Origin of the sequence: Streptomyces nidicola (assembly GCF_050106155.1) — a bacterium.
Lineage (GTDB): Bacteria > Actinomycetota > Actinomycetes > Streptomycetales > Streptomycetaceae > Streptomyces.
Genome location: NZ_JBNBPI010000001.1, coordinates 5,260,458 through 5,272,053 on the forward strand (window position 1 = coordinate 5,260,458; position 11,596 = coordinate 5,272,053).

The window sequence follows — 11,596 nt, forward strand, 5'->3', positions numbered from 1 at the left end:
TCTCATCATGGCCCAGCCCACCCCTGCCCGCTCGCGCGTCTGCCGAGACTGCGACGGCTTCCCGACCGTCGCCGTATCCTCCGACCTCGGCCGCGACAATGCCGGACACCTGCACGTCATCAAGGTCACCTGCCGCACCTGCAAGGGCTCCGGCGTCACGTCCGTCCGCACCCTTGCCCGCGTGGGGGTGACGGCATGAAGTCCCTGACCGTTTCCGCCCACATGGAGCCGGACAGCGCTTCGCGGCTCGCCACCTTCGATGACTTCGTCGTCGTCCGCGTCGGCGGCAGCAACGTGGAAATCAGCTTGCTGGCCTCGCCCGACACGTCCAAGGCGCTGCGGGACCTGGCCGCCCGCCTCAACGAGGCCGCGCAGATCCTCGACACCATGGCCACCTCTGCCGAGGTGAGCGCGTGACCAACACCGCCACCACGGCGGGCCTGGACCCGGCCACCCTCGCCGACGTGCTGAGGGTGGCCGGGTCCCCCGGCTTCGACCGCATCCAAGACCAGATCCGCCGCACCGGCGGCTGCTCCGACCCCATCCACATCCAGGGCTCGACCGTCACCCGCGACCGCGCCACCGGCCAGGCCCTCTACTCCTACTCGACCGACAACGAGCCCGGCGGCAGACTCCGGATCGCCTGCGGCAACCGCCGCGCCTCGCGCTGCCCGGCCTGCGCCTGGACCTACGCGGGCGACACCTACCACCTGATCCGCGCGGGCCTCGTCGGCGACCCGGCCAAGGGCACCCCGCCCACCGTGCGCGAACACCCCCGCGTCTTCGCCACGCTCACCGCCCCGAGCTTCGGCCCGGTCCACAACCGGCCCGGCACCCGGCCCTGCCGCTGCGGCACCCGACACCCGGAGGACGCACCCGAGTTGGGCACCCCGCTCGACCCGGCCACGTACGACTACGCGGGCGCGGTCCTGTGGAACAACCACGCCTCCGAGCTGTGGCGCTACTTCACGATCTACCTGCGCCGCGAGATCGCCGCCCGCGCCGGGCTCACGCAGAAGGCGGCCAAGGAACAGTCCCGGCTCTCCTTCGGCAAGGTCGCCGAGTACCAAAAGCGCGGCGCCATCCACTTCCACGCCGTGATCCGCTTCGACGGCCCCGAAGGCCCGGACTCCCCGCCACCGCACTGGGCAACCGTCGACCTCCTCACCGACGCGATCCGTGCCGCAGCTGCTCGCGTCCGCGTCGACCTGGACGCCTCCGGCGACCACCCCGCCCGCGTCCTGTGCTGGGGCGACCGCCTGGACATCCAAGAGATCAAGGCGTTCGGCGACGGCTCCGAGATCACAGAGGCTGCGGTCGCCTCGTACGTGGCCAAGTACGCGACCAAGGCGGCCGAGACCACCGGCACTGTGGACCGCCGCATCGGCAACAAGGAAGCGCTGACGCTCCTCGATGTGCCGGATCACCCGCGCCGCCTCATCGAGGCCTGCCTCGACCTTCACGACGCCTACCCCGATCGCAAGCTGCGCGACTGGGCGCACATGCTCGGCTTCCGCGGCCACTTCTCCACCAAGTCCCGCCGCTACTCGACCACCCTCGGCGCCCTGCGCCAGGTCCGCGCCGACTACCGCGCCGCCCAACACCGCGCCGCGCTCGGCCTGCCCGACCCCGACGAGATCCCGGAAGAGACCACGCTGACGCTCGCCCACTGGACCTATGCCGGCCACGGCCACACCCCCGGGGAGTCCTGGCTGGCGGCCAACGTCCGCCGCGACATCGAGCAGAACCGCGAACTCGCCCGCCAAGAACTGCCCGCACAACTCGACATGGAAGGAACCACCCCGTGACCACCGCAGCTTCCGAACTGCTGACCGTGCCCGAGGTCATGACGCGTCTCAAGCTCGGACGCTCCAAGGTCTACGACCTGATCCGCTCGCACCGCCTGGTCTCGATCAAGATTGATGGCGCGCGACGCATCCCGGCCGACGCCGTACGGGACTTCGTCCTCGGGCAGATCGAGGAGGCCGCCTGATGGCCGGTCAGCGCAAGCGCAACCCCAACGGTGCTGGCACGATCACCAAGCGCAAGGACGGCCGCTACCAGTGCGCGGTGTACGTCCTCCAGCCCGACGGCACGCGGGCCCGGAAGTTCGCCTACGGCAAGACCTGGGCCGAGTGCGACACGAAGCGTCGGGAGCTGCTCGACAAGGTCGACCAGGGCGTGCCCGTCCCGACCCGTTCGGCCAAGCTCTCCGAGTGGCTGCCGTACTGGCTGGACAACGTCATCAAGCCGCGCCGGAAGCTCAGCACGTACGACAAGTACGAGGCCCACACGCGGCTTTACCTGTCGCCGATCCTCGGTGCGAAGCGGCTCGAATCCCTGGGCGTCGCCGACGTGCGCCGCTTCCTCGTCCGCCTGGAGAAGCAGACCACCGCCGCGACTGCCAAGGAGTCGCACCGCGTGCTGCGCTCGGCACTCTCCTCCGCCTGCCGCGAGGAGCTGATCACGCGCAACGTGGCAAAGCTCGTCGAGCCGCCCCGGACCGACTCACGAGAGCTGCACCCCTGGACTCTGGACGAGACCCTCGACTTCCTCACGGCCTCCCGGAAGGACCCGCTCTACGCGGCCTTCGTCCTCGCCATCGCGATGGGCCTCCGCCGAGGAGAGATCGTCGGCCTGCGCTGGTCGGACCTCGACCTCGAAAACCGCGTCCTCTACGTGCGCCAGCAGACGCAGCGCCGTCGTGGCGTCCTGTACGACGACGACCCCAAGAGCCGCCGCCGTCGAGCCGTCCCGCTGCCCGGCCTCTGCATCGCGCCCCTGCGCTGGCACCGGATGCGGCAGGCAGTTGCTCGCGCCAAGGCGGGGGAGAGCTGGGCTACTGGAACGGACTACGTGTTCGCCACTCGCAACGGCCGCCCGGTCGAGCCGCGCAACCTGTACCGCTCGTTCACGCGCGTCGCCGAGTCGGCCGGCATCCGCGTCATCCGCCTCCACGATGCCCGGCACGGCACGGCCACCCTCCTCACGGCGGCCGGAGTCGCGCCCCGTGTCGTGATGGAGATCCTCGGGCACAGCCAGATCAGCATCACCATGGACGTGTACACGCACGTCGTCCAGGACACCCAGCGTGAGGCGATGAGCCACATGGATCGGCTGCTCAGGACCCGTCGCGGTCGTCAGTGACCGCCCGCGTTGATGTCAGCTGTAGATGTCAAAGGCCCCGGACCATGATCGGTCCGGGGCCTTTGCGCTGGTGCCCCCGGCAGGATTCGAACCTGCGACACCCGCTTTAGGAGAGCGGTGCTCTATCCCCTGAGCTACGAAGGCGCGTGAACAGCGTAGCGGATCGGGTTCGGGGTGTGGGGGTGGCCGTGCGTCACGCCAATGGGGGATGTGGGGCGGCCGGGGGCGGCTGGGGCTGTTAAGCCGGAGGGACGTAGGGAAACGAGGGGGGACACGTCTCGTCGGATGCCGTGTTGTGGTGTCCGGCCCCACTGAGTGGAGGGCCACTCATGCTCCAGAACCCAGCCCCCAGCACACTCGCTGTCGACTTCACTCAAGGGCTGAACGACGCGTGGTCGAAGGTCGCCGAGTTCGTGCCGAAGTTTCTCGGCTTCGTCGTCGTCATGGTCATCGGGTGGTTCATCGCCAAGATGATCACCAAGCTCCTCGACCGGGGGCTCAGGAAGATCGGCTCGGAGAGGCTCGCCGAGCGGGCCGGTTCGGCGAAGATGCTCGAGGGGTCGAAGTACGACACGACCGCGATCCTCTGCAAGGTCGTCTACGTCGCCCTGATGCTGATCGTGCTCCAGCTCGGCTTCGGTGTCTTCGGCGACAACCCCGTGTCCGACATGATCAACGGCATCGTCGCCTGGCTGCCGCGCGGCATCGTCGCGGTCGTCCTGATCGTGGTGGCCATGGCCGTCGCCAACCTGGTGCGTGACATCGTCACCAACGCCCTGTCCGGTGTGTCGTACGGGAAGACCATCGGCACCATCGTGTGGGCCTGCATCGTGGTCCTCGGTGCCATCGCCGCGCTCGGGCAGGCGGGCATCGCCACGTCCGTCACGCAGCCGGTGCTGATCGCCGGTCTCGCGGCCGGGGCCGGGATCCTGATCGTCGGTGTCGGCGGCGGGCTCATCGGGCCGATGCGGCAGCGCTGGGAGCGGTGGCTGAACATGGCCGAGGAGGAGACCGCCAAGGCGAAGGGGAACCTCGGCGGTGGCGCCGGTGCCTATCAGGCCGGGCGTGAGGACGCGCTGACCAATCAGCCCGCGCAGGAGCGGGAGCGGTTCGACAACCAGTGACCTAGGCCAGGTTGTGCCGTCTCGCCAGCCAGCTGATGGCGGTGAGGCGGCACACCGCGTAGTCGTGGCCCACGGGTTCGAGCCAGCCGGTCTCGGTGAGCGCGTCGAGGAAGCCGAGTGAGTAGTCGGCGAGCACTTCGGCGTCGGGAGCCGGTGGGTGCAGGTCGGCCGAGCCGGCCTCCAGGCGTTCGCGGAGCTCCGCCACGTGCTGGTCGACCGCGGCCAGGAAGGCGGGCTCGAAGGCGAATTCGGCGAAGCGCGGGCCGTACGCCGCGCTCACCCGGGCAAGAGGGGACATCCGTCCAACGTATGGGCGTGGAAGGTCGATTGGACGTGGGCGGCAGGTGCTGTTGCTCACAAGTGCACCTTTTGTGGTGCCTTGTTCGTCACATCCGGCGGTCCGCACGTGATCGGTGAGACTGGGGGCATGGAGTTTTCCGCGTCCGGCAGGCCGCAGCCCGAGAATCCCGCTCCGGGCGCGGGCCCCACGTTGGCGCAGGTCGTCGAGGTCGTGGGGCGGGACGTCGTGCAGGTCGTGCGGGCGCCGTGCGGGACGGACGTGGCCGTGGGCGGGGTCGGGGTGTTCGACTCCGGCGAGAGCCTCCAGGAGCGGGGGCGGGTGCTCATCGCCGTGGGCGTCGATACCTCTGATCCCGCTGCTGCTGAGGTGTTGCGTGCCGCCGATCGGGCCGGGGCTGCCGCGCTTGTGGTGCGGCGGGGTGCTGAAGGTGTGGCGCCGCTGCTCGGTGAGGTCGCCGATGGCGTGTCCACCGCGTTGCTCGCCCGTGCCCCGTGGGTGGACTGGGGCGAGCTGATCGGGCTGCTGCGGGCCGCGCTCGCGGCGGGTGGGGCGCGGGTGCCCGAACCCGGCGTCGACGTGGGGCTCGGCGATCTGCCCGCCCTCGCCTCCGCGCTCGCCGCGCTCGTCGGGGGCGCGATCACCATCGAGGACCCCGAGTCCAACGTGCTGGCGTACTCGCCCACCGCCGACACCGCCGACCCGTTGCGGCGGCTGACCATCCTCGGGCGGCGGGTGCCGCGGTGGCGGGTCGAGGAGCTGGCCGAGAGCGGGTTCCTCGCGGCGTTGTGGGCGGGGGATGTCGTGCATCGGGCCGCGGACGGGCGGTTTCCCGAGCGGCTGGCTGTCGCTGTGCGTGCGGGGGAGGAGGTCCTCGGTTCGCTGTGGGCGGCTGCCGACGGGGAGCCGTTGCCGGCGGGGGCGCGGGAGGCGTTGCGGCAGGCTGCCGCCATCGCCGTGCCGCATCTGCTGCATCACCGGCTGCGGTCCCGGTCGGCGGAGGGGCGGCGTCGGCACGCGGTGCGGGCGCTGTTCGAGGATCCGTCGCCCGATGTGGACGCGGCGGGCGCCGCGCTCGGCGTCGATCCGGGGCAGCCGTGTGCCGTGCTGGCGGCCGTGGTCGTGGGGGCGGTGGCGCCGGAGGTGCGGGAGAGGGCGTTGCGGGCGGTGGCGTTGCGGGTTGCCGCGTATGGCCTGCCGGCGTTTGCGTATCGGGTGGCGGGGGGCTTGGCCCCGGCGTACGGGGCGGCTCTCCGTGGCCCGGTCTCGGGGCTCCGCCCCGGGCCCCGCTCCTCAAGCGCCCCAGGGGCTGGAAATGCAGACGTCGGCGGGGCCGGAAGTGATGCCGATCGGTTCGACGTGTTGCTCAGCGACCCCCGGCCCGACGCCGCCCAGCGGCTCGCCAAGGACCTCGCCGCCGTGCTGCGCGGCGCCGGGGTCAAGCCGCTGGTCGCCGTGGGGCCGGTCGTCGGCGGGCTGAGGGATGCCGTGGACTCGCGTGCCGGGGCCGGCGAGGTGTTGCGGGTGCTGTGCGAGCGCGGGGAGCCCGAGGTGGCGGGCGCCGACGACGTGCGGTTCGCCCTGGACGCGCTGCGGGTGTCGGACGCCGTCGCCGCGCAGGTGCCGTCGGTCGGGGACGCCGTGGCGGCGCTCCTCGCGCACGACGAGCGGCACGGGACGGATCTGCCGCGCACGGTCGCCGCGCATCTGGCGTTCTTCGGGGACGCCGGGGCCACGGCCCGGTATCTGGGGATCCATGCGAATACGTTGCGGTACCGGCTGCGCCGGGCTCGTGAGCTGGGCGGGTTCGACCTCGGCGATCCCGACGTACGGCTCGTGGTCGAGCTCGGGCTGCGGCGGGCCGGGCTGATCCCGCTGCCGTGAACCCCCGCGCGATCGCCCGCATGGTGCTTCGCCACCACGCCCGCCCACCCACTGTCGTGCGCACGCACCACGCGCGCGTGCCCGTCCGCCGTTCCTTGTGGCGGCCCACAGCACCCCCACCCCGTACTTCGTGCCGGCGCACGCAGACACGCCACCCCGCCACGCTGCACAGTGACGAGTGCCCGACCACGTACCAGTGGATGCACGTACCAAGCAGAAGGCAGGACACCCCCTGATGCCGCAGCCCCCCGCCTCCGCCGCCCGCCGCGACGCCGCCCTGCGCGCCGCCGTCGAGCAGGGGCTCGTAGGGCCCGACGCCCCCGTGCTCGGGCTGCTCGACGTGGCCGGGGTCAGGGAGGCGGCGCGTGCGCTGAAAGCGGCGTTCGCGGGTGTCGAGGCGCGGCACACCTTCGCGGTGAAGGCCGCCTCGCTCGTCCCCGTGCTCGCGCTCCTGAACGAGGAGGGCGTCGGCGCGGAGGTCGCGAGCCCCGGTGAGCTGGCGCTCGCGCGGGCGGCAGGGGTGCCCGCCGAGCGGATCGTCTTCGACTCGCCCGCCAAGACCGTCGGCGAGCTGCGCGACGCGTTGGCGAGCGGCATCGCCGTGAACGCCGACAACCCGCAGGAGCTGGACCGGATCGACGCCCTCGTCGAGGAGTTCGGCGCCGGGTGCGCCCCCGTCGGGCTGCGCGTGAACCCGCAGGTCGGCAGCGGCTCCATCGGCGCGATGAGCACCGCGACCGCCACCTCCAAGTTCGGTGTCGCGCTGCGCGACGAGGGCGCGGAGCAGTGGGTTCTCGGCGCGTACAAGGCGCGGCCGTGGATGACGCGCCTGCACACCCACACCGGCTCCCAGGGCGTCGCCCTGGAGCTGATGGCCGAGGGCGTACGGGCCGCGTACGACCTGGCCGAGAAGGTCAACGCGCATGTCGGGCGCCAGCAGATCGACACCCTCGACATCGGCGGCGGTCTGCCGGTGAACTTCGCGTCGGACGAGGTCACTCCCGGCTTCGAGGAGTACGCGAGCCTCCTGCGCCGCACCGTCCCCGGGCTCTTCGACGGGCGGTACACGCTCGTCACCGAGTTCGGCCGCTCGCTCCTCGCCAAGCAGGGGTTCATCGCCGCCCACGTCGAGTACACCAAGACCTCCGGCGGCCGCCGGATCGCCGTGACGCACGCGGGCGCGCAGGTGGCGACCCGTACCGTCTTCGCGCCCGAGTCGTGGCCGCTGCGGGTCGGCGCGTACGACGCCGAGGGCAGGCCGCGGACGAGCGCGCCGCTGGTGCAGGACGTGGCCGGGCCCTGCTGCTTCGCCGGCGACCTCGTGGCGCGCGGCCGTGAGCTGCCCGAACTGGAGCCCGGCGATCTCGTCGCGCTGTACGACACCGGCGCGTACTACTTCTCGACCCACTTCCACTACAACAGCCTTCCGCGCCCAGCTGTGTACGGATATGTCCGCACGGAGAACGGGACAGAATCGGGCAAGGTGACCTTCGCGCCGATTCGTTCCGCGCAGACTCTCGACGAGGTGCTCGCCGAGTCCGGTGCCCAGTACGCCGGTTCGCTCCTCGGGCTCCCGGTCGGGCTCGTGGATTAGTTGCCCCTGTGAACGGTTTACAGTGGCGTGTCGTCGCGTGGTCCGCCCGCGGCACACTCCACCGAGATCCGTTCCGATCTCGAGGTTCGCCGAATCCGGCGGATCAATCCTGTCCAACAGGTATGTCGCACACGCCTGCCCGCGTTCGCATCTGCGTCCGCGCTCACGTTCGCGTGTGTGGGTGCGGCATGCCGTTTTGCACGAACGTCGGAGAACCATGGAGCACACAGCACAAGCCGAACGCAGTGTGACCACGGGCGGCAAGGCCACGGCCGGAGCCATCCGTGAGGGGGGTTACGCGGCCGGCCTGCGCAATCGTCAGGTCCAGATGATCGCTTTCGGCGGCGCCATCGGCACCGGCCTCTTCCTCGGCGCGGGAGAGCGGCTGAACGTGGCGGGCCCGTCCTTGGTGATCATCTTCGCCATCACCGGCCTGTTCGCCTTCTTCATCACGCGCGCGATGGGCGAGCTGGTCATGCACCGGCCGTCGTCCGGCTCGTTCGTGTCGTACTCGCGCGAGTTCCTCGGCGAGAAGGCCGCGTACACGACCGGCTGGGTCTACTTCCTGCACTGGATATGCAGCGGCATCGCGGAGATCACCGCGGTGGCGATGTATCTGCAGTACTGGGCCGCCTTCCGCGACATCCCCCAGTGGACGCTCGCCCTGGTGGCGCTGCTCGTGGTGCTCGGCGCGAACCTGATCTCGGTGCGCTGGTTCGGCGAGTTCGAGTTCTGGTTCTCGATCATCAAGGTCGCCGCGATCCTGGCGTTCCTCGCCATCGGCTGCTGGCTGCTGGCGAGCCGTCACCCCGTCGACGGCCACGCCACGGGCCCGCAGCTGATCACCGACAACGGCGGCATGCTGCCGAACGGCCTGCTCCCGGCCATCGTCCTGATCCAGGGCGTCGTCTTCGCGTACGCGGCCATCGAGATGGTCGGCATCGCCTCCGGCGAGACGGAGAACCCGCGCAAGGTCATCCCGCGCGCCATCAACTCCGTGTCGTGGCGCATCGTGCTGTTCTACGTCGGGTCCGTGCTGCTGCTCGTCCTGCTGCTGCCGTGGAGCGCGTACAAGGCCGGCGAGTCGCCGTTCGTGACGCTGCTCGGCAAGCTGGGCGTGCCCGGCATCAGCGGCATCATGAACTTCGTGATCCTCACGGCGGCCCTCTCCAGCTGCAACTCCGGCCTCTACTCGACCGGCCGCGTGCTGCGCTCCATGGGACTCGCGGGTTCCGCGCCCGGGTTCACCACGAAGATGAGCAAGAAGGGCGTGCCCTACGGTGGCGTGCTGCTGACAGCCACCTGCTACATCGCGGGCATCATCCTCAACTACATCGTGCCCGAGCGGGCGTTCTCGATCGTCATCAACTTCTCGGCGATCACGATGATCGGCACCTGGGTCATGATCATGATCTGCCAGATGGTGCTGCGCCGTAAGTCCCTGCGCGGCGAGCTGGAGCGCCCGTCGTTCCGGCTGCCGGGCGCGCCCTTCACGAGCTGGCTGACCATCGTCTTCCTGGTCGCGGTCGTGGTCCTGATGGTCGTCGGCGGCGGCGACTCGGCGATGTCGGTGTACTGCTCGCCGCTGATCGTGGTGGGCCTGGTGATCGGCTGGTTCCTGACGCGCAAGCGGGTGGCGGAGCATGCGGAGGCCGCTTCGGCTTCCGCTTCGGCTTCGGTGTCCGCTTCGGCAGCGGACTCGGCTTCGTAGGAGCCCTCAAGGCTGTCGGCGGGCGGTGTGCGTGGAGGACCACGCGCGCCGCCCGCCGTGCTGTACGGGCCCGTTGGCCGGTGCACGTATCTTGACGTGGGTCGGGCCGCCGGACGTACCGTCCGACCATGGACGCTGATGCCGTGGATTCCGTGGAAGCGCTGCTGACCGCTCCGGGCGCCCCCTTCGCCGTCGTACGTGGCGAGGACGGGCGCCTTTCCTATGCCGACGGGCCCCGTACGTTGCGGGAGTTCGCCGAGACGACGTGGGCGTTCGGCGACACCCCGTTCGTCATCTCCGAGAACGGGCGCATGACCTACGGGGAGTTCTTCGCGGCGGCGTGCGCGCTGGCCCGCCGCTTCCTCGACGACGAGAGCGCGGGCGGGTACGGGCTGCGGCCGGGCGACCGCGCCGTCATCGCGATGCGCAACCATCCGGAGTGGCAGGTCGCCTTCTGGGCCGCGCAGTTGGCGGGGCTCGTGGCGGTGCCGCTGAACGCGTGGTGGACCGCGGAGGAGTGCGCGTACGCCCTCGACGACTGCGGGCCCGCGGTGCTGGTCGTCGACGGGGAACGCTACGAACGGGTTCGTCCGTGGCTCGACGGCCCGGCGGGGCCCCGCCCGTGGACGCTGGTCTGCCACGAGGAGGGGCGGGAGGTGGCCGGCGAGCGGACCGAACGGTGGGCGGATCTGCCCACCCCCGACCCCCAACTCGGCCCGCCCGACGTGGACATCGACCCGTCCGCGGACGCCACGATCCTCTACACCTCGGGTACGACGGGTCGCCCCAAGGGAGCCGTCGCCACCCACCACGCCCACATGGGCGCCGTCACGGGTCCCCGCTACGCCGCGGCCCGCACGGCGCTGGCGCGCGGCATCGTGCCCGGCCAGGGCCCGAGCCCCGTCGGCCTGCTCACCTTCCCCTTCTTCCACGTGGCGGCGTTCACCGGCTTCTACGCGGCGATGGGGGTGGGCGGCACGATCGTGGTGCTGCGCAAGTGGGACCCGGACACGGCGCTCGCCATGATCCGCGAACACGGCATCACCAGCTTCGGCGGCGTCCCCGCCACGGCCCTTCAACTCCTGGAGCGCGCCAAGGAGTTGGGCGACGAACTCCCCTCCCTTACGGGGTTCAGCACGGGCGGCGCCGCGGCCCCGCCCGGCATCGTGGCCCGCCTCACCGACCGCTACGGCGAGCGCATCGAGCCGCGCAACGGCTATGGCCTCACCGAGACGCTCGGCGGCGTCCTCTCCAACGCCGGTGAGGAGTACCGGAGTTGGCCGGGCAGCGTGGGCCGTCCGGCGCCGGCCGTGGAGGTACGGATCGCGGACCCCCTCGGCGAACCGCTGCCGGACGGCGAGGTGGGCGAGCTCTGCCTCCGCGGCCAGCCACTGATCCGCGGCTACTGGAACGCTCCGGACGCCACCGGGGCGGCGTTCACGGAGGACGGGTGGTTCCGTACGGGGGACCTGGCGGTGCTCTCGGAGGGCCGGGTCAGTGTCGTCGACCGGATCAAGGACCTGGTGATCAGGGGCGGCGAGAACGTCCACTGCGTGGAGGTGGAGGCGACCCTTCACGACCACCCGGACGTCCTGGAGGCGGCCGTCGTGGGCATCCCGCATCCGGTCCTGGGCGAGGAGGTGGCGGCGGTCCTCCGGACCCGCCCCGGCTCGACGGCGACCCCGGACGACATCCGCGCCTTCGCGGCGAAGTCCCTCGCGGCGTTCAAGGTCCCGAGCCACGTGGTCCTCCAGTCCTCCGAACTCCCCCGCAACGCGACAGGCAAGATCCTCAAGCGCGAGCTGCGGGAGTCGTTGGCGTCCGGCTGACGTGTGCCG

The 11,596-nt window shown here is 71.2% G+C and carries 11 protein-coding genes and 1 tRNA gene; 10 read left to right on the forward strand and 2 right to left on the reverse strand.

Annotated features, from left to right (window positions below):
* The first annotated feature begins 7 nt into the window (after positions 1–7).
* The 5 genes from ACOKM3_RS23965 to ACOKM3_RS23985 are packed head-to-tail and all read left to right on the forward strand — an operon-like array spanning position 8 to position 3,147.
* A complete protein-coding gene (locus ACOKM3_RS23965) occupies positions 8–199 on the forward strand; it encodes a hypothetical protein (protein ID WP_426903087.1) in 192 nt (63 codons plus the stop codon).
* The gene (locus ACOKM3_RS23970; RefSeq protein WP_426903088.1) at positions 196–417 is read left to right on the forward strand and encodes a hypothetical protein; all 222 of its coding nucleotides are present in this window, start codon (positions 196–198) and stop codon (positions 415–417) included. Before ACOKM3_RS23965 ends, ACOKM3_RS23970 begins: the two co-directional genes overlap by 4 nt.
* Positions 414–1,808: a replication initiator protein RepSA gene (gene repSA / locus ACOKM3_RS23975; protein WP_426903089.1), complete on the forward strand. Its 1,395-nt coding sequence runs from the start codon at positions 414–416 to the stop codon at positions 1,806–1,808. The genes ACOKM3_RS23970 and repSA overlap by 4 nt, the downstream gene beginning before the upstream one ends.
* Positions 1,805–1,993: a helix-turn-helix domain-containing protein gene (locus tag ACOKM3_RS23980; RefSeq protein ID WP_426903090.1), complete on the forward strand. Its 189-nt coding sequence runs from the start codon at positions 1,805–1,807 to the stop codon at positions 1,991–1,993. Before repSA ends, ACOKM3_RS23980 begins: the two co-directional genes overlap by 4 nt.
* Complete coding sequence (locus ACOKM3_RS23985) at positions 1,993–3,147, forward strand: tyrosine-type recombinase/integrase (RefSeq protein WP_426903091.1); 1,155 nt, start codon at positions 1,993–1,995, stop codon at positions 3,145–3,147. Before ACOKM3_RS23980 ends, ACOKM3_RS23985 begins: the two co-directional genes overlap by 1 nt.
* Positions 3,148–3,215: 68 nt before the next feature.
* Here the strand turns inward: ACOKM3_RS23985 and ACOKM3_RS23990 are convergent.
* Positions 3,216–3,291 (reverse strand) — tRNA-Arg (locus ACOKM3_RS23990).
* Positions 3,292–3,476: 185 nt separating this feature from the next.
* Here ACOKM3_RS23990 and ACOKM3_RS23995 point away from each other — a divergent pair.
* The gene (locus ACOKM3_RS23995; RefSeq protein ID WP_426903092.1) at positions 3,477–4,271 is read left to right on the forward strand and encodes a mechanosensitive ion channel family protein; all 795 of its coding nucleotides are present in this window, start codon (positions 3,477–3,479) and stop codon (positions 4,269–4,271) included.
* Between the two features lies 1 nt (position 4,272).
* Here the strand turns inward: ACOKM3_RS23995 and ACOKM3_RS24000 are convergent, their stop codons facing one another.
* The gene (locus ACOKM3_RS24000; RefSeq protein ID WP_426903093.1) at positions 4,273–4,569 is read right to left on the reverse strand and encodes a DUF6401 family natural product biosynthesis protein; all 297 of its coding nucleotides are present in this window, start codon (positions 4,567–4,569) and stop codon (positions 4,273–4,275) included.
* Positions 4,570–4,698: 129 nt separating this feature from the next.
* Between ACOKM3_RS24000 and ACOKM3_RS24005 the strand changes: the two genes are divergently transcribed.
* The 4 genes from ACOKM3_RS24005 (at position 4,699) to ACOKM3_RS24020 (ending at position 11,587) form a co-directional block, all read left to right on the forward strand.
* Positions 4,699–6,453, forward strand: coding sequence for a PucR family transcriptional regulator (locus tag ACOKM3_RS24005; protein ID WP_426903094.1), 1,755 nt, complete (start codon positions 4,699–4,701; stop codon positions 6,451–6,453).
* A gap of 235 nt (positions 6,454–6,688) precedes the next feature.
* A complete protein-coding gene (locus ACOKM3_RS24010; protein ID WP_426903095.1) occupies positions 6,689–8,047 on the forward strand; it encodes a type III PLP-dependent enzyme domain-containing protein in 1,359 nt (452 codons plus the stop codon).
* A gap of 217 nt (positions 8,048–8,264) precedes the next feature.
* On the forward strand, positions 8,265–9,758 hold the full coding sequence (locus tag ACOKM3_RS24015; RefSeq protein ID WP_426903096.1) for an amino acid permease: 1,494 nt from the start codon (positions 8,265–8,267) through the stop codon (positions 9,756–9,758).
* A gap of 128 nt (positions 9,759–9,886) precedes the next feature.
* Positions 9,887–11,587 carry a class I adenylate-forming enzyme family protein gene (locus ACOKM3_RS24020; RefSeq protein WP_426903097.1) on the forward strand — a complete coding sequence of 567 codons (1,701 nt, stop codon included), beginning with the start codon at positions 9,887–9,889 and terminating at the stop codon, positions 11,585–11,587.
* Positions 11,588–11,596 lie beyond the last annotated feature (9 nt).

Coding starts and splice junctions, on each gene's coding strand:
- ACOKM3_RS23965 (WP_426903087.1), top strand. CDS start 8: ATGGCCCAGCCCACCCCTGCCCGCTCGCGCGTCTGCCGAGACTGCGAC.
- ACOKM3_RS23970 (WP_426903088.1), top strand. CDS start 196: ATGAAGTCCCTGACCGTTTCCGCCCACATGGAGCCGGACAGCGCTTCG.
- ACOKM3_RS23985 (WP_426903091.1), top strand. CDS start 1,993: ATGGCCGGTCAGCGCAAGCGCAACCCCAACGGTGCTGGCACGATCACC.
- ACOKM3_RS23995 (WP_426903092.1), top strand. CDS start 3,477: ATGCTCCAGAACCCAGCCCCCAGCACACTCGCTGTCGACTTCACTCAA.
- ACOKM3_RS24000 (WP_426903093.1), bottom strand. CDS start 4,569: ATGTCCCCTCTTGCCCGGGTGAGCGCGGCGTACGGCCCGCGCTTCGCC.
- ACOKM3_RS24005 (WP_426903094.1), top strand. CDS start 4,699: ATGGAGTTTTCCGCGTCCGGCAGGCCGCAGCCCGAGAATCCCGCTCCG.
- ACOKM3_RS24010 (WP_426903095.1), top strand. CDS start 6,689: ATGCCGCAGCCCCCCGCCTCCGCCGCCCGCCGCGACGCCGCCCTGCGC.
- ACOKM3_RS24015 (WP_426903096.1), top strand. CDS start 8,265: ATGGAGCACACAGCACAAGCCGAACGCAGTGTGACCACGGGCGGCAAG.
- ACOKM3_RS24020 (WP_426903097.1), top strand. CDS start 9,887: ATGGACGCTGATGCCGTGGATTCCGTGGAAGCGCTGCTGACCGCTCCG.